At 56.2% G+C, this 17020-nt stretch carries 21 protein-coding genes; 15 read left to right on the forward strand and 6 right to left on the reverse strand.

The window, feature by feature from the left end; all coding sequences use genetic code 11:
* The first annotated feature begins 9 nt into the window (after positions 1–9).
* The 3 genes from CUV01_RS15855 to CUV01_RS15860 are packed head-to-tail and all read left to right on the forward strand — an operon-like array spanning position 10 to position 1570.
* The gene (locus CUV01_RS15855) at positions 10–759 is read left to right on the forward strand and encodes a hypothetical protein (RefSeq protein ID WP_101461318.1); all 750 of its coding nucleotides are present in this window, start codon (positions 10–12) and stop codon (positions 757–759) included.
* A gap of 45 nt (positions 760–804) precedes the next feature.
* On the forward strand, positions 805–1275 hold the full coding sequence (locus CUV01_RS19730) for a hypothetical protein (RefSeq protein WP_157994885.1): 471 nt from the start codon (positions 805–807) through the stop codon (positions 1273–1275).
* A complete protein-coding gene (locus CUV01_RS15860; protein WP_101461319.1) occupies positions 1268–1570 on the forward strand; it encodes a PAAR domain-containing protein in 303 nt (100 codons plus the stop codon). Before CUV01_RS19730 ends, CUV01_RS15860 begins: the two co-directional genes overlap by 8 nt.
* Before the next feature lie 57 nt (positions 1571–1627).
* Here the strand turns inward: CUV01_RS15860 and CUV01_RS15865 are convergent, their stop codons facing one another.
* Positions 1628–2119, reverse strand: a complete 492-nt coding sequence (locus CUV01_RS15865; protein ID WP_101461320.1) for a hypothetical protein — start codon at positions 2117–2119, stop codon at positions 1628–1630.
* Positions 2116–2457, reverse strand: coding sequence for a helix-turn-helix transcriptional regulator (locus CUV01_RS15870; protein WP_101461321.1), 342 nt, complete (start codon positions 2455–2457; stop codon positions 2116–2118). The genes CUV01_RS15865 and CUV01_RS15870 overlap by 4 nt, the downstream gene beginning before the upstream one ends.
* A gap of 373 nt (positions 2458–2830) precedes the next feature.
* Between CUV01_RS15870 and CUV01_RS15875 the strand changes: the two genes are divergently transcribed.
* The gene (locus tag CUV01_RS15875) at positions 2831–4438 is read left to right on the forward strand and encodes a recombinase family protein (protein WP_101461322.1); all 1608 of its coding nucleotides are present in this window, start codon (positions 2831–2833) and stop codon (positions 4436–4438) included.
* Here the strand turns inward: CUV01_RS15875 and CUV01_RS15880 are convergent.
* Positions 4435–4764, reverse strand: a complete 330-nt coding sequence (locus CUV01_RS15880) for a DUF3768 domain-containing protein (protein ID WP_101461323.1) — start codon at positions 4762–4764, stop codon at positions 4435–4437. The genes CUV01_RS15875 and CUV01_RS15880 overlap by 4 nt on opposite strands.
* Positions 4765–4921: 157 nt before the next feature.
* On the opposite strand from CUV01_RS15880, the gene CUV01_RS15885 reads away from it, so the two are divergent.
* The 4 genes from CUV01_RS15885 to CUV01_RS15900 all read left to right on the forward strand — a co-directional run bounded on the left by CUV01_RS15885 (position 4922) and on the right by CUV01_RS15900 (position 9209).
* Positions 4922–6079, forward strand: a complete 1158-nt coding sequence (locus tag CUV01_RS15885) for a type IV secretory system conjugative DNA transfer family protein (RefSeq protein ID WP_101461324.1) — start codon at positions 4922–4924, stop codon at positions 6077–6079.
* A 280-nt stretch (positions 6080–6359) separates the two neighbouring features.
* Positions 6360–7520, forward strand: a complete 1161-nt coding sequence (locus CUV01_RS15890; RefSeq protein WP_101461325.1) for a tyrosine-type recombinase/integrase — start codon at positions 6360–6362, stop codon at positions 7518–7520.
* Positions 7521–7707: 187 nt separating this feature from the next.
* Complete coding sequence (locus CUV01_RS15895; RefSeq protein ID WP_101461326.1) at positions 7708–7953, forward strand: helix-turn-helix transcriptional regulator; 246 nt, start codon at positions 7708–7710, stop codon at positions 7951–7953.
* A complete protein-coding gene (locus CUV01_RS15900; protein ID WP_101461327.1) occupies positions 7953–9209 on the forward strand; it encodes a hypothetical protein in 1257 nt (418 codons plus the stop codon). Before CUV01_RS15895 ends, CUV01_RS15900 begins: the two co-directional genes overlap by 1 nt.
* 992 nt (positions 9210–10201) lie before the next feature.
* On the opposite strand, the gene CUV01_RS15905 is transcribed toward CUV01_RS15900, so the two are convergent.
* Positions 10202–11128, reverse strand: coding sequence for a DUF2971 domain-containing protein (locus CUV01_RS15905; RefSeq protein WP_198731834.1), 927 nt, complete (start codon positions 11126–11128; stop codon positions 10202–10204).
* Positions 11129–11364: 236 nt separating this feature from the next.
* Between CUV01_RS15905 and CUV01_RS15910 the strand changes: the two genes are divergently transcribed.
* The 7 genes from CUV01_RS15910 to CUV01_RS15940 all read left to right on the forward strand — a co-directional run bounded on the left by CUV01_RS15910 (position 11365) and on the right by CUV01_RS15940 (position 15107).
* Positions 11365–11628 carry a hypothetical protein gene (locus CUV01_RS15910; RefSeq protein WP_101461329.1) on the forward strand — a complete coding sequence of 88 codons (264 nt, stop codon included), beginning with the start codon at positions 11365–11367 and terminating at the stop codon, positions 11626–11628.
* Between the two features lie 9 nt (positions 11629–11637).
* A complete protein-coding gene (locus CUV01_RS15915; protein ID WP_157994886.1) occupies positions 11638–12018 on the forward strand; it encodes a hypothetical protein in 381 nt (126 codons plus the stop codon).
* A gap of 169 nt (positions 12019–12187) precedes the next feature.
* Positions 12188–12811, forward strand: a complete 624-nt coding sequence (locus tag CUV01_RS15920; RefSeq protein WP_101461331.1) for a hypothetical protein — start codon at positions 12188–12190, stop codon at positions 12809–12811.
* Between the two features lie 2 nt (positions 12812–12813).
* Positions 12814–13392 carry a hypothetical protein gene (locus CUV01_RS15925; RefSeq protein ID WP_101461332.1) on the forward strand — a complete coding sequence of 193 codons (579 nt, stop codon included), beginning with the start codon at positions 12814–12816 and terminating at the stop codon, positions 13390–13392.
* Positions 13389–13631 (forward strand): hypothetical protein, encoded by a 243-nt coding sequence (locus CUV01_RS15930; RefSeq protein ID WP_101461333.1) that lies wholly within the window; start codon positions 13389–13391, stop codon positions 13629–13631. Before CUV01_RS15925 ends, CUV01_RS15930 begins: the two co-directional genes overlap by 4 nt.
* Positions 13621–14406: a terminase large subunit domain-containing protein gene (locus CUV01_RS15935; RefSeq protein WP_101461334.1), complete on the forward strand. Its 786-nt coding sequence runs from the start codon at positions 13621–13623 to the stop codon at positions 14404–14406. The genes CUV01_RS15930 and CUV01_RS15935 overlap by 11 nt, the downstream gene beginning before the upstream one ends.
* Entirely contained in the window at positions 14391–15107 is a 717-nt protein-coding gene (locus CUV01_RS15940) for a hypothetical protein (protein ID WP_101461335.1), read from the forward strand. The genes CUV01_RS15935 and CUV01_RS15940 overlap by 16 nt, the downstream gene beginning before the upstream one ends.
* An 11-nt stretch (positions 15108–15118) precedes the next feature.
* On the opposite strand, the gene CUV01_RS15945 is transcribed toward CUV01_RS15940, so the two are convergent.
* The gene (locus tag CUV01_RS15945) at positions 15119–15754 is read right to left on the reverse strand and encodes a hypothetical protein (RefSeq protein WP_101461336.1); all 636 of its coding nucleotides are present in this window, start codon (positions 15752–15754) and stop codon (positions 15119–15121) included.
* Positions 15751–16980, reverse strand: a complete 1230-nt coding sequence (locus CUV01_RS15950; RefSeq protein WP_157994887.1) for a glycosyltransferase family 2 protein — start codon at positions 16978–16980, stop codon at positions 15751–15753. The genes CUV01_RS15945 and CUV01_RS15950 overlap by 4 nt, the downstream gene beginning before the upstream one ends.
* Positions 16981–17020: the final 40 nt, after the last annotated feature.

Consider the following 17020-nt stretch of genomic DNA (forward strand, 5'->3'; position numbering starts at 1 on the left):
CTTGGCGGCATGAACGAAGAAGCTATTCAAGAAGAATTAGAAGATTACTGTAGATTGTGGGGTATTAATATAGATACTACTGCCGACAATCCCGCAGCGGCGCTACGCATTTTACAAGCGATGTACGGCGTTCCGCTTATAGAAAGGCAAGCTGAGAGACGGCAAGCGTTGCTTAAAATCGGCGAAGCCGCTAAGGCAGCATTTCCCGAGGAAAACCACCCCTTTCACTTCGCTATTGGATTTAAGTTCGGAAATCTTCAAGAGAATCCAAATCTCTTTCATTTTATTGCTAATGCCAAGGGTATGTCGCCGAGTGAATTAATAGATCTGTATGAAGGCGTACAAAAAGGAATTACGAGATTAAAATATGCCGCAGGTATTACCGGCGGCGCTGCGGCTGCTGGCGTGCTGGATGTTCAAGGAGGTTTGAAGAAGACTGCACGCGCGGGTGCAGCTGAAATGATCCGCTCCGGCAGTGTAAGAAAGAGCATAGCGGAAGCGGTTTCCACTTCTCGGAAGCCAGATGCTTTGACGGAGGCTGTTCGCGGAAGGATAGGAGGTAAAATTCCGGTAAATGTTTATACTGGTCTGTTAACGGGAGCGCTATTGTTGGCGATAGCCGAAGGCGAAGAAAGGCTAACGGATTTACGAATCGTTGCAGAGATAAAGCTGCAAAATGGGGAGATGACAGAGGTTGAATATAGGTACATGCTTGAACTCAAACCTAACGAGGGTGTTCCACCTAGGTATTGGGAATAGGTCGTGCAAGTAATACAGCGATCACTTCCTCGCGGAATTCGAAGGGTGTCTGTATTTTTCGCAGCTTTTTTAGGTGTTTTCATTGATCCCACATGGGCTTCGATCCTAATGGGATTGCTTGTGTTTGCGTTGACCTACTCTATATTTTACGCTTTGAAAAGGAGAGAGCTGCCCGGTAAAGCGACAAGTCTTGGTGGGCAGCTTCACACAGCTACGTCCGCACATTTAGTAGGGGTGTCATCAGAAGCAGTATCTTGGCTTCTCTATCGCACTGAAGTGGTTAGTATTGTCATGGATATGATATTCCTGCCCATACTGATTGTTTCTATTATTTTGTTTTCGCATATTTCTCACCAGAATGCATTTTTTATTTCAATTTTATTCTTCACCGCGGGATGTATCCTGCGGAGGTTTTTCTATAGTGCAATAGATCATCACTCTTTGTCAGCGCCAGATGAAAGAGAATTGAGGGACGTATTGCGAGCAAATCATCCATCTTGGATTGCCGATGACTAAGCCCTCCACCCGCCTCGGGGACATCGGTTCTGGCCATGATTGCCATTTTCCGCCTACGCCCAGCATCGAGGCATCGCCCGATGTGAACATTGACGGCATTCCGGCGGTGCGGCGGGGGGATGCCTATGCGCCCCACGCCTGCCCAAGCTGCCCTGCGCCAGTGCATCCGCGAAGTCTGTCGGGCGGTTCCGGCACCGTCTTCATCAACGGCAAGCCTGCCGGTCGCGTTGGTGATGCGATCTCTTGTGGTGGGGCCGCTGATGCGGGTTCGGATACTGTGTCCATTGGCGATTGAACCTTTGGGTTACACAAAACCCCGATCACTGATCGGGGTTTTCTTCACGCCGGGCGTCTAGATTCCATCCCTTGGATCGGGCAAATCCAGCGGCAGGAAGCCTACGTTCTGGGCCAAGGCCAGCGCCTCGACAAAGATGATGTTGCGCGGCTCGCTTTCCCACGGCTTTCGCTCTGTCGGCAGCTTTTCGGCCATCTGCGGATAGGCTGCCGCAAACGCCGCCGCCTCGGCATAGACATTGGGATGGTGCTGCATCCGGCACGCCAACGCCAACATGGCGGGGGATGTATCGGCGAACTGTTGCAGGGCGGTCAGAATGGTTGTCGCGCGTTTGCCCTTTCGTTTGGTGCTGCGTGGGTTTTCCAGCACCACCACGGATGGCTCATGCCGCCCCATCCATGCACCAAGAAAGCCGCGCGCCTCTTTGGCTGATCGGGCGGCTTTCACCGACAGCGCCCAATGCGTCGGCTGTCCCTCATGCAGAAAGATCACCGCCACCCGTCCGTGGCGTACCGCGACGATCAGAACGCGGTTCTTGGTGACCTTCACAGGCGAGGTGACAGCCCTTCCAATCGTCTCTCCAACCGTTCCAGCGTATGCGCCCTGTTGGCTCGCAGGCGTGCAATTGTGCCGCCCTGTGGTATAGTTCCCAGTCTAGATTTCAGATCCTCCTGTACCTCCACGAAGACATCGGCGAAGAGCCCCTCAAAGCTTCGCCCATAGATCAACGCCAGCGCAGAAAGCTCTCCTATGTTGGGAAGCCGCCGTCCCGATTCCAATTTGGCGATGGTGGCTTCCGAGCATTGGAGCAAATGTGCAAGATCGTCCTGGGTCAGACCCAAATTGCGCCGAGCGGTGCGCAAATCGAGGGCTGCCATTTCTTTCATAGCTCATGGTCTTAGATGGCTAATGTGGTCTTTGGTTGGAACGTGGATGGACGGACATCGACCAGACGCAGGGGCTAACACCCCGCATCTGTCCAGAGCCATACCCACGATCCAACCAAAGACCTCTTCATCCTAGCGCTTTCACCTCATGGCGCCAGACGGCACGGCGTGGCCCATGTGCATAACTGTGGCGCCTTGTCCGGTTTGGCCCTGATCGCCGACGATACATCCATGAACGACCCGCATCTCGACCAATTCCTTGACCTTTGCCATCGCGTCTATGAACGGATGCTGCGCGATGGCACCGCTCCATGGCCCGCTGACTCGCCAGATACGGAATCTGTGCTAGAGTCCGGGGATAACCCCCAACATCATGAACAATGACTATTTTGGCTATGTGCGCGTCTCGACCCAGAAGCAGGGCGAGGGTGCGTCACTGGAAGCCCAACGGGATGCCATTACCCGCTACGGAGCCCAGAATGGCCTGATCATCACCGAGTGGTTCTGCGAAAAGGAAACCGCTGCCAAAGCAGGTAGGCCAGTCTTTGCCGCCATGGTGCGCGACCTCAAGAAACGCCGCGCCGCTGGCTTCATCGTCCACAAGATCGACCGCAGCGCCCGCAACTTCAAGGATTGGGCCATGATCGGCGATCTGTCCGACGCGGGCTTTGATATCCACTTCGCCACCGAAACGCTGGATTTCCGCAGCCGGGGTGGCCGGTTGGCCGCCGATATCCAAGCGGTGATCGCCGCCGACTATATCCGCAATCTGCGTGAAGAGACAAAGAAAGGCATGAAGGGGCGGCTGAAGCAGGGCCTCTATCCGTTCAAAGCCCCGCTTGGCTATCGCGACAATGGTGGTGGCAAGGTGAAGACGATCTGTCCGAGGAAAGGGCCGTTGGTGCGGGAGCTGTTTATTGCCTACGCGTCTGGCGAACACAGTCTTCCAAGTTTGCAGGCATATGCAACAGAACTCGGGCTGGCGACCCAGTATGGCAGCCCTCTCAGTGTTGGCTTTCTGGGCGGACTGCTTTCAAACCCGTTCTATTGCGGGATCATCAAGATCAAGAAAACCGGCGACACCTATCCCGGTCAACATGACGCACTGGTGACGGTTGCCACCTTCAAACGCGTGCAGGCGGTGAAGTTGGGCAAGCACGTCAAGCGCGTTACGCGCCATCGGCACCGCTACCGGGGGCTGTTCGTCTGTGCGCATTGTTCATACGCCATGATTGCAGAACGGCAGGGGAAACATGTTTATTACCGCTGCCACACGTCGACATGCCCTCGGAATTCAATAAGGGAGGATGCCATTGATCGTTTCGTGTTCGATCACATTCGCCAGCTGCGACTGACCGAAGAAGCCCAATCGCGACTAATGCAAGAAGCCCGCAAGTGGCAGGAGCCCGATCTACAAGATGGCGCGATCACTCTGTCTGCCTCTCGGCAACTACATCAGCTGAAAGAGAATGAACAGACGCTAAACGAGGCCCTGCTATCCAAGGTGGTCGATGCCGAGACGTATAAACAGCAAAAGGAGCGAATAGCGCTGGAACGACGCCGGTTCGAGGATTGTATCGCAAAGGGGTCAGAAAATGACCAATCGGCCAAGACCGTACAGATATTCCTCGAACTGGCAAAAACCGTTGCAGGGCTTTACGAAACCATGACCTGTGACGAAAAGCGCGAATTCCTTGAAATCGCCACCTCGAACCGGATCATCAAAGACAAAAACGCCCAGTTAGAGCCACGAAATTGGCTGAGGTGGGTCAAAAGTGACCCAGCCTTCCTGAATGGTACCCCGGCACGCCCCAATTCTCGAAGGCCACACGACCCTGCATACCACATCGAACAGGTTATGGAGGCGATGCAGTGCGATGAAGCGAAGCGCTTCATCGCATTATGCCAAAAGATGCAGGATCGGAACGCAGCAAAAGAAAACCCGCCCGCCAAAGCGGACAGGTTTAGACGTGCGGGCTAATACTCACTGGCGAGCATCACCGTCAGGACCCGGCAGGTCACATCGGGATCGGCAGGATCAGGTGAGCCCGCGCGGGTTTCCAGATCATAGTAGTCGATCTTGAAAAACAGCTTCTGCCCATCGAGTTCAAACGCCCCGAAATCATGTTCACCATAGGGATCGTTGTCGAGGGTGAAGTTGTTATAGGCGGCGACCTGTTGCCGCGCCCTCATGACAAACCCGGCCCCCTGATCCGCAATCCCGCTCGTGACGTGGAACAGGCCATTCCGCACCATACCAAGGCGCAGCGCGTCATTTTGCAAACGTATCTTCTCTGTGTTGTTCATTCTCGCATCTCCGTCTGATGACGGCGGCAGGGATTATTCCCGGCCACCGGACAGGCGGCGATGCTCCGCGGACATGATGACAGAGCAGGATGACAGAAGAAGGCGGCACTGAGGTGCCGCCTAGAAACATCATGCAACTGTTCCCGATACTGCCCTGATGCAACGCATCCACCTCGGCACGTCAGAAGGCAGATACCGCGACACGGAGATATCCATCCCGGCCACAGACCGCTTGGAGCATATGTACATCATCGGCGCGACCGGCACCGGCAAGACCAGTCTCATGCTACATATGCTGAGGCAGGATGCAGAACATGGCACCGGATTCGCGTTCATTGATCCCCATGGCGATGCAGCCGAGGAATTGACGACCACCCTTGGCACCCGCTGCCTATACTGGAACGTCGCTGATCCAGCCTGTACCATCGGATATAACCCATTGCGCCACGTTGTTCCCGAGTTCCGCCCCTTGGTCGCGTCCAACCTGATCGAAGCCCTCAAGCAGCAATGGCATGATGCGTGGGGTGTGCGGATGGAACACCTGCTGCGCTTTGCTATCCTCGCCCTTCTGGAAATCCCCGGTACATCCATCGCGGACATCCTGCCGCTCTATCTGGATCGGGAATATCGGCAAGAAGTCGTGAGCCAGCTATCCGACCCACAGCAACTGGCCTTCTGGCAGGATGAGTTCCCGAAGCTTGGCTATGTGAAGGCTGGAGATGGTCTTGCCCCCATCGCCAACAAGCTCGGTGCGTTTCTGGCACATCCCTTGGTGCGGAGGGCTGTCACCGAGCCACAACACTCGCTGCCCCTGCGTCAGATCATGGATACAGGCCAGCCACTCATTATCAATCTCGGCAAGGGCAGGCTGGGTGCTGACACCGCCAATGTCCTTGGTGGACTGATCATCACCAGCATCGCAAATGCGGCGTATTCAAGGCAGATGGTATCATCAGCCGAACGCCGCCCCTTCGCCCTGTATATTGACGAATTCCAGAGCTTCACCAGCCGGTCACTGGCCGACATGTTGCCGTCGCTCAGGAAGTATGGGGTTGGTCTGGTGCTGGCAACGCAGAGCACCACGGGGACAGATACGGCGATCACAGATGCCATACTCGCCAATACCGGCACGATCATTGCCTTTCGGACCGGGCCGAAGGATGCAGAGGTGATGGCGAGAGTGATGGGGGAGGTGGAGGCGAGGGAGGTGCAGAAGTTGGTGCAAGGGAGGGGACTTGTACGGCTTGGCACCGCGCCGCCCTTCACCGTTCATACAGAGAGACACCGGCGAGAAAACGCGGTCAAAGAAACGTGATTTATGTGACTAAAAAGAGACTGAAAAAGAAAAGAGGCTTAGCGGAATCTCGCTAAGCCTCTGAAATCTTTGGCTCCGGCGGTAGGGATCGAACCTACGACCAATTGATTAACAGTCAAGCGACGATATTTATTCACTTGGCGCAGGTTGATGCGGTTAATCAGTAAAAACAGTGGTTTGCACCCACTTTGCAACGATAATCAATCGGTTGACAGTGCGCCAGAATGCGCCTTAGTGACGTGGTGCGTTGCAAAACGTTGCAAAAATCGGAGCACGACAGATGACCACCGCAATCGACTTCACCAAGCCCGCACGCCTGCTGAAAACCTCACCGGGCATGTATCGACACGACGGCGACCGCTTTCCGGGCCTCTACCTGAACGTCGGCAAGACCAAGAGCACTTGGTACATCAAGCGCAAGGTCGATGGGAAAACGAAGTCGATCAAGATCGGCGCGTTTCCGGCGATGGACGCCCTCACGGCGTTCAAGCAGGGCGACACCAAGACCGGAGTCGCTAAGAGCGACATACAGACGGTGCGCGATGGCTGGCGGTTCTGGTGTGATACGTCGCAGGCGCAGGGCGGGATGTCCGACGCCCACCGTGAGCGCATGACCCGCCAGCTTGAGATGCACGCGCGCGAGATCATGGACAGCAACGTCGCGGACGTGACCTCGGCAAACGTTCAGGCTGTCCTCAACCGTCTCATGGCTGACGGCAAGAAGGCGACAGCGCGGGCCGTGCGCATCGGCATCGGCAATGCCTTCAACTTCGCGCCCGTCGTGAACCCGGTCGGCCAAAAGAAGACGCGGGTTGCCAAGAGCGACGAAACTGAGGCGCAGTGGACGGCTGCTGCGCGCGCCCATGATCTCGATGCCGATGACTGGTCGGTGATCTGGGAGGCGATTATGGCGCGGCGGGAGCAGAACGTCATTGTCGGCACGGCGGTCGCCGTCATGTTTCTGACGGGCATCAGGTCCGAGAACGTTTGCTCGCTGTCGTGGGATCAGGTCGATCTACAGAACAAGACGATCCACCTGACCAAGATGAAAAACAAGCTGGCGCGCACGCTGCCTGTGATGGACACGGTGATCGACCTGCTCAAGGCCATCCGGCAGTCAGGCAGCGAGTGGGTATTCCCGGCGTCGTCGGCCACGGGCTACATCACGGACCCCAAGGGAACGTTTGCGACTGTAGGCGACGAGCGCGTCCGCGTGTTCCTGCCCCATGACGGGCGACGGCACTTCATGCAGGCGTCAGCCGAGGCGTTCTTGCCCGACTACGTCGCCCACTTCCTGCGCGGCGACAAGAAGGCGGGAGAGGGCAGCGACATGCTGATGAAATACCTCAAGCGCATGGGCAATCGCCGTGCCGTCGAAGACATTGAAAAGGTCTACTTCGAACGAATTAAGGTAGAACCTTCTTTCGATATTGTTTGTTAACCGCTCCTGCACTAAGTTGAAAATGCACCAATGCAACGTCGTGAGACGCCGCGCGCCATAGTGGCGGGTGCCAGCATATTGCTCAGGGGATCGGCGCCTGAGCATGAGGGCTAAGCCGAAATATCAACGGGCGCGAAGAGCGCAACATGGCCCACCTGTTCAAGACCGGACAGAAAGAACCGTTGATATGTCTCAGGACCAACTGTGCGCAATCGAGTCGCGCCTTGAAGAACTCGAAACCCGACTAACCCATCCCCGCATGATGACCCCGCTCCAAGTTTGCGACTTCCTGCAAATCTCGGAACGGGCGCTCTATGACATGAAGGAGCGCGGCGACGCGCCGCCTGCCATCTACTTCAGCCAGCGGACAGTGCGCTACGACCTGCACGAGGTCATGGCGTGGGCGAAGCAAAAAGAAGTGGGGCATGGGTGATGGCGACGAAAGCAGATACCGTCGTCTTCGCTCAGGCGCAAGCAATACGGCAATTCACCCTTGGCCAGAATAAGCGCGTGGAGGCGTGGCTGGCCGATAACTGGGAGCGTGTTGGGCTGACAGGCCCTATCAACAAGAGCACCGTGTCTAAGGCGTTGTCGTCGATGCCTGTGGTCAAGCCGGTCGCTGACGCGCTGGACGTGCTGTTCAGCGAATTGCGCGACGATCCGTGGGCATGGTGTCAGCCGCCGACTCAGATCGAAGACATGCCGCGCTATGCGCCGCTGAACTGGTGGTTCAAGACACTGCGGCTCAAGGATGGTCTGTCATGGACGCGCTTCGAGCGGATGCCGTCGAAGCCGCTGACGGACGAGGATCGCTCGTGGGTGCAGGAGCGACTCGACGAATGGTCAGATCGGCTCAAGGGGGCGTGCGATCAATTCCAGAACGACCGCGCTCTTGTCCGCGCCTTGGAAGCTGACGAGAACCCAGAATTTCAGACGTGGTTTCTCGTCGGCGGCGAATGGCGGCTGGGCGAAGTGGGCGAGCGTGTGAACGCCGAAAAGGAGCTGCGCCGCCGTGTCGGCAATGCTGGCCTGCATGGGCGATCAGATCAGGAGATCGGGATGGCATGGGCGCTCGCGGATGCCGTGCTGACATTGCCCGACATACCAGAGGCGAAACTGACCTACACGCGCCCGAACGCTGTGCCGACCATCACGCATTTCTCGGAACCAATCGAACCGTGGAATGGCCAGGAGTTCGAGGGCGTCGAAGTCGGCGAAATCACCCACGAGAAGCCGTATACCATGAAACAGACCTTCACCGTAATAAGTAAGGTGCGGTTCTACTGGGCTGGTGATCGCTACGCCGTCGAAGACACCGAACCGTTCGCGGAAGTCAAAGACGACGAATGGCGGGCAACGACGGCGCAAGAGCGTGACCTGTTCATGACCGGAGTCGAGCGCAAGCACCTGACACGCGGCGAACTTGATGCCATGCGCGATGAATGGGTGGATCAGGCGTGGGTAGATATGAAAGCCCGTCAGGACGAGAAGGAGAAGCCGGATTTCGCGAACAAGTTCCAGCCTGTCCCGTCACTGCGCGAGCGTTTCCCAGATGGAATTCCGCGGTCGTTCGCGGAAGATGCGTTCGAGCGGGTCTTTGCCAAGATCGACGAGGAAGCGGCGGCCGACGAGCAGCGCGAGGTCGCTCGTCGGCGGATGGCGTTCATGCGGCAACTGCGCCGAAGGTAGGGAATAACTCATCCACGAGTTGGCGACGCGTCGCGTCGTTCACGCGATCCCGCAGCCAAGTGTCACAGGTTGCGGGGTCGTTTAGTGCGTTCGCACGGGCGAGGCGGTTGATCAGGCGCGGATGGGCGCTTGGGGGGAAGTCGAAAGGCATGGTCGGGTCTCCTTGCCGTTGCTGTGCAACGATCATACGCGCCGCAGCGATGCTTCTTCGACCGCGATTGCAGGTAATACCTATAGCTTGCTTGGGAGACGGCACTGCGTCTTGGGTTATCGCACGCACTGGCGCGTGCGCGCGTGAAACAACGACGGCGGTGTAGATGTTACACCGACGTTTTTGCATGAGGGACATTGAGGGAAGGCTTGTGCAGGGTGCAGGGTGCGCAGGGTCGTCATGTAAGCAAGGGAGTTGAGGGGCAGAAGGCTTGCAGGGCTGATGCAGGGAACGCGTTGCTTCGGGAGTGATCACTCCAATTTGATGATCTTGGTTCGCGCGCGCACGCGTGCGTATAGCCGTGGCAAATATCAACCGGTCGAGGACGGTATTTCTTGGGTCGCCTGCATTTCCTTGGGCCTGCCTATCTCCCCTCGAAATCTCCGACTGCTTGTTGCGAGCCAGTCGCAACTGAACCTCGCGAAACAGACCGATTGATCCTTAATCAAGCGACAGCGCGCGATTATCACTGGAATACTAAGCGGATAATCCGCTGCGCCGCACCTTTTGCAACGCGCATTGCAACATACGCGAATATCCGACCGAAAAGGTCATTGGAATATCCGCAGATCGACCGCGCCAATGCACATGCAGCCGACCGCGTTGCCCGACACCGCGTCAAAGCCGCGATCTGCTGAGGCGCACGCGGTCGTCTTGGTCAAATCCGACACAGTATGCCCGACGACCGATACCGGGCGTCTCTGAGGCGCTGCTAGGGTTGACTCACGACTGCGCCTAGATTTCGACTCTTCTGCCATATGATCGGAGAAGCATCAGCATGTTACTTTTTCCTTCGGCTTTCAATATTTCGAACGCCTTCGAAGTATTCCTCCAAACGCCCGTAGTGATCCAAAATTCTGAATGGATTGCCTCGCGCAGCCTCTTCAGCATGGTCGTCGGTGATGGAGCACCAGACACATAGCTCGCCGCCAAGGGGCAGTGGTTCTGAACAGCTTTCGCAAACTCCGAGCGCCTCCGTTATCTCGCCTGCCTCAAAAACATAAGCACCATCGTCACTCGACGTCATGTATGGCAGAGGCAGACTTTTCCCGATCCCAAGTTGATACCAATCAATGCCTTGTGCGACTGCCACATCTTTGCTTTGGGCCTTTTTATCCTCAGGGAATTTGCTGCCAACGATCATTGCCGCGACGCAATCGGAAGGTACGAAGAGAATCTTGTTGCCTCCAACGTCCTCCACATATTGGTTTCTATCGACCAAGCGACACTCTTGCTCGTAGCTCCATTCTTGATACTTCGAAAAGTAAGCTTCGGTCAGCACGGCCTGACGCAACCAAACTGCGTGTCGGGGTTTCTTTGTGACTGCTGCTCGCTCCAAAGAATCAGCAAGCGCCGGGTTGGGCTCTGCTTTGTAGTCAACGTCTCGGATTTCGATTTCTTCGAAATTATCCTTCAAAGACTCCACATCAAATTCCAAGACAAACCCCGAATGGTTCTGTGCGTAGTGTGCCCACATCGGCGCAACGATTGGGGACTTTGAGAAGCAGGTTGTCGGAAAGTGCGGAAGCTCCTGTATGATGTCTCGGTAGGTAGCGAGGCTTTCCGTGGACACGTTCAAATCAACACCAAGAAATAGTTCGTAGGGATCATTGTAGTCCTTTGGAAGTGAACACTTCACGCCGCAATAACCATCCCTGTTAAACACTAAATCCATCACGCCTGCGGAGAAATACTTATAAACCTTCAATTCCTGAGTGTCCCTCTTCCAAGTATGAGAATTAGCCGACGCCGCCGCTTACATGCGATGGCTAGCTAAACAGAACACCTAAAGTTCTGGCAATTCCACCTGAAACTACCCCAATCCGCCGATTTCCAAGGTGATACGCATCGTCTGTCGGACCCTGTGATGAAACCGCGCGCCCGAGGGTGGTCCGACGTTTCCTGCTCCCCTCGGGCGCGCATCATCGCAGAAGGACACCGCCAATGCAGATCACCGCAGCCATCGACGAAGGCATAGCCACGTTGACCGTCACGACCGTTTCCAACAGTTCGCTGTTGCAGGTCAACGATGCCGGCCACTTGGCCGACGACCTCGAACAGTTCCTGACCGACCCCGATGCCGACGCCATCGACCGTCACTATCGCGTCGTGCCGCGCGACTTCGGCGTGAGCGTCCAGACCGACAAAGGCCGCTTCATGCTGCCGTGGCGGCACATCATGACGGCGGTGAACGGCCTGCGCGCCTGACGCCCCGCGATGCTGCCCGACCTCCCCCGCACGCCCGAAGCGGCCTTGGTCACGGCAATCCTAATGCAGGCCTATCGCGACCTGTTCGTGACGGTCCGCACGGAGAGCAACGCGTCCTTCACGACGCAGTCGGATCAAGATCAGGCCATCACCTTCCTAACCGACCGAGCGGGCGCATATGCGCAGCACCGGAACGCCCTCTGTGCCCTGATCGGCTGGGACGGCGATGTGCTGGCCGCTCGCATCCGTGCGATGATGGACGGCGACAACTTCGCGCCTCCTACGCCCGACGCGACCCCTGCCACGGTCGAACGTCACGCCGCCGCTGTCGAACGCCTGCGGGAACGCTGGCACACCCTCAAGAACCCCCGACACAACCGCGCCGCCTAGCGAGACCTGAAATACACGACCAGAACCTTGTTCTGGATATCTACAAGCCACGTCAGCACCAATAAATTGATCTCACGAGCGCAGCGGTGCGTCGCTCATTCTGTCCAAACCGGATTGAGCGCGGCGTCCCGATGCCGCGCTCAATTTCGGATGGACATAGGAGCATCAGATGCCTGACGACACGACCGCCGCCCTGCAAGCCCTCATGCAGCAGGTTCAGACCCTCACCACACGCCTCGACGACCTGAAAGACTTCAACGGCCGCGTGCTGGACGAGAAGAAGGATATGCAACGCCAGCTCGAAGCGGCCAAGAGTGAGCCGCCGAAGAAGACCCTGATCGACGTGGTGAACGAAGAAACCCGCGAGCGGAAGATGCGCGCGGCCAATCTCGAAAAGGGCGACGACGGCAACTGGTATCCCAAGGGAGTCCGTCCCGCCCACAGCCTGACCCGCGAGGACGCACGCGACCCGCGCAAGTACGCAGCGGCGAAAGAGGCAGCGCAGAAGGCTGGCGCGACGCTGACCGTGATCGACGACGGCGACGACCCGACCATCCGCAACACAGGCCAGGGTGATGTGGCTCAGTCGAAGACGTTCACCTTCGACGACACCCACGAGCGCGTCCGCTACATCCGTGCCGACATGGAGACGGGCAAGGGCATCGTCGGTCGCCGAATGCGGGCCGAGCAGGACGGCTACACGATCAAAACCTTCCGCACAGCGGACGACCTGCCGCCCCACGCCCGGACCAAGTTCGAGTTGATGGAGAAAGCCGCGAACCCGGAATCCTGATCATGGCACAAGGCGGAAACAAGTTCTCCGGGCGCAAAGCGATCATCGACATGCGCTCGGACAAGAACGAGATCATCAAGGACATTGTTCTGGAGCGTCGGCCATTGGCCGAGATCGCCCGCCGCCTTGGCGTCGATTACTCGACCGTCCAGAGATACAGAGATGATAAAATTACGGAAGAAATGCGCCGCTCGATCCTCGCGGAATCGCGGATCGACACCATCAAGGCCGACACCGAGGTAATCAATCAGGACCGCATGGACGTCGCCATGACCTACGAGTCCTTGGCGAAGCGGGTCGAACGGCTGATCACGAACGCAGAACAGAACGAAGACGATGCCTTCGCGCTGACGGCGATGGAGGGCCTGCGGAAGGTGCTGCGCGACATTGCGACCATGCAGGGCAAGCTGGCCACCAACTTGACCGTCAATGTGTCGCTCGCTGAATCCAAGGAATGGGTCACGCTGCGCCGCATCCTGAATGAGGTCGTCGAAGAAGTTCCAGAAGCCCGCGAACCGCTCCTGCGTCGGATGCGCCACGAATGCCTGTCCGTCACTCGTGAAGAAGGGGGCGCGCTATGACCCATCGCCAATTCGAAGGGTGGAATTCCTACGGACGTCGGCTTGCGGCAGCGACGAAAGCGGGCAATCGCGACTGGGTGCGCCTGCCGTACTGTCGGGGCGTCATGCTGGCCGAAGGTGGCAAGCTGTTCTTCACGGGCAAGGCGTGTAAACGCGGACACCTCTCACCACGCAACGAGCATGGCGATTGCACCCAATGCCATCTGATGCGCCTTGCGGAACGCCGCGATGCCGTTTGACGCCCTCCATGACTGGTGCAGCCTCGTCGAACGCGACTTGGACCCGAGCGCCGAAATGCTGCACTTTCTGCGGCAGGAAATCCCGGATGCCGAAAGCGTCGATCCTTGGCAGGTCGAGGCGATCACATCGAACGCGCAGACAGTTGCGCTTTTGGTCTGTCGGCAAGCCGGAAAAAGCTGCGTCCTCGCGACACGCGGCGTCCGCGAGTTGAAGAACGGCGGCACGACGATCTGCCTTGCGCCAGCCGAACGGCAAACGCGGGAGATCACCCGCAAGGTGCAACATTACCTGCACGCAACGGACCTTGTCGTCGAGCGCGCGACGCAGACCGAGATTGAATGCTCGAACGGCGGGCGGTTCATCGCCGTACCTGCATCGGGCGCGACGATCCGGGGCTATACGGCGGACCTACTGCTCGTGGACGAGATGGCGTATCTACCGGGGGCGAACGGCGGCGAGGATGTCGTGGTCGCGCTCCTGCCGATGCTCAAAGATAACGGACAGACCTTCTATGCCAGCACCCCCGCTGGAAAATCGAACCTTTTCGCCAGCCTGTTCCTCGAACCCAAGGACAACGTGCACCGGATCAAGGTTCCCGGAACGTCGATCCCACGCCTTGCACCCCGCGTAGAACGCCTGCGGTCGCAACTTTCGGCCATGCGATTCCGACAGGAGGTGCTGTGCGAGTTTTTATCGGACGGGCTGTCTTACTTCGATCTGTCCGCCATCGAGAACGCCACATCACAGGAGGCCGCGATATGCCCGAGATTCTGAACCTCATCCACATGCCCGATGGGCGCGTGATCAACGAGACCAACATGGACCCGGCCATCGAAAGAGTGACCGGATTTGTCAGATACTTCGTCGGGGCAGACCTTGGGCAGGCAAACGACTTCTCGTCTGCCGTGGTCTTGAAGGATCAACAGTTGCCCATCTACAACGGCACGCGCGTCGTCCTTGGGCCTCGCGAGCGCACCGTCGTCTTCGCAGACAAGTTTCGGGGCGTGTCATACGTCGATGTGGTCGACTATCTGATCCGCCTGCGCAACGCGCCGCCCTTCGGCGGCAGGTCGGAACTCGTTATTGACGGCACGAGCATTGGCCGCGTCGTGAGTGACGTGATGGCTGACCAAGGCGTCGATCACACCGCCGTGCAAATGACGGGCGGTCAGGAGTGGCGGCGCTCAGGGCGCTACGTCAACGCGTCCAAGACCCTGATGATCGAGAACCTTGCCGTGCTGTTCGCATCGGGCGACCTCAAGTTTGCCCAAGACCTGCCGCTTCGGAAAGAGATCGAAGAAGACCTTGCCTCGTTCACGACGCAGACCACAGCCGCCGGGAACCAGATTATCACGCAGTCGCGGAACGCCTCCGGTCACGGCGACACAGGCATTGCCCTGATCGTCGCGGCCTTCGCCTCGCAGTATCTTGTGCCGCAGAATATCCGCGTCAGAAAATTGATTGGAATGTTCTAGAAATGCAGCGCTCAATCCCTGCTAACGACTCTATACATTGCTGGAACCTTAATCGCCAAATAGGTAAGAAATAGAAATGCTACCAGATTTGCAACTATCAGCAATATTTCAAGGTTTGTCCACAACAGCGCGCCAAAGTCAAAACCGTTCCCTTGCCCTTTCGAGTATATGAAGCCAAAAAATGCAAGTAAGCCGGGCAAGAATGCACTGATATTTCTATTGATTGTCATCACCGTTGAGACAGCTGTCGGCAAGAACCTCTCATGGCGATAATCTTCCCATCCAAGGACCTGATGTTCGACAGATGGATAGTCTCGCACTAGAGCAAGTAAATTTGGTTTGATCCGTTTCTCAATATAAGATGCTGCAAAAACTATGTTTATGTCCTCGCCAAAATAACTTGTAGCAATACCGAACAAGAGAAGGGAACCCAGTAGTAGTGTCAACTCGGCATCAGCGCTTACTAAGAACTGTAGCCCTCCGATCAGTGCAGCGACAACGAACAAAGAGAGCCGCTCTAACTGCTTTTGAAACCGCAGTCGTTCAATTATCTCATTTCGATACTGTATAAACTCTTGCAGAAGCGTTGCGTGGACGACGTCGATGGATTGCCGCTCTGCTACATTTTTGGGCTCACGACCAGTCATTCTTTCGGCCTCATACCTCTTGGCGTCACTTGCCATTCGTGCCTTCCCAATGCGGAAAGCCTGACTGCATCAAGCGCGACGGCGGATTTCATCAGTTCATAGAAAGGAAAACACAACACGTACAGGACCGAACTTTTGCTTAGCAGGCCGCTTCGTGTCCCGGTGTTTGAGGTTGCCGCAACCTGTATGATTGCAACAGAAAGTTGAAGGGGCACAATATGCAACGCCCAATCGAATAGCACGTCCGATGTGTTGATGGACCCAAAAGTGATCACTAAGGCAGCTGAAGTGAAGTAAGTAAGCCATGCAGTAGCGAGAACCACACGTCTCAGATAGATAAGATAGAGCCAATCATACTTTTGACGCCAATTTAGCCTCTTTGAAACTACAAGATCATGAAAGTGATGCTGTCCAACTTCTAGCCAACCCTTGGCCCAGCGTCGGCGCTGAATCCACCACGAAGTCAACTTGGACGGTGCAAGCTCTGTTGCAATGAGCCAGGGTTTAAAGTGAACTTGGTGTCCCTCGAGATTTGCGCGCACGGAAATTTCAACGTCTTCTACTAGCGAAGCGTTATTGAACTGCAATGACACCAACTTCTGTCGCGGCCAAATCGCATTTGAACCACAAAAGTAAACGTTACCACCTCCTAAAGCACGAAATTGAAGGCCAACAAGGTATTTGATCTTCGTTTCACTGCCCACAATTTTCTCGAAGAGAACATTCTGATTTCTAGGAAGCGTGACGCCCTGCCAAATTTCATCTCGGGAATGCTGTCTGCAAGCGCGTTCTAAAACTCTTTCGACGGGATACTCATCTGCATCCAACAGATAGATTAAATCGTTTTGCGCGCATTTTATTGCGGAGTTAAGTTGTGCAAACTTCCCAACAATTTCCTTTGAGAGTAGAACTCGTAGCTGCCCATGAGATAGTTCAAGTGTTCTTAAATCAGCAAGAACTCTGGAACTTTCAATTGATGCAATGGAAACAATCAGTTCATTTTTCTTGTTGAACTCGATTTCCCCAAGAACTTTCCGCACACTATTCAGTAGTATTTCTTCTTCGTTCGGGAGCAGAGCGCACATGATTACAGACACAGCGTTTGCTTTCTGCGGTTCTGCATTCGAAATCTCGGCGAATTTAACACGTCCATGTAGTAGAACCCAAACAGACTCAATGAGAACTAAACAATAAAGGATCACAAGTGCTGAAAATGCGATGATCAAAAAATTACGCCTGCCACAATCCTAAGTGAGTTCACTGCAT

It is taken from the genome of Paracoccus tegillarcae, from assembly GCF_002847305.1.
GTDB lineage: Bacteria > Pseudomonadota > Alphaproteobacteria > Rhodobacterales > Rhodobacteraceae > Paracoccus > Paracoccus tegillarcae.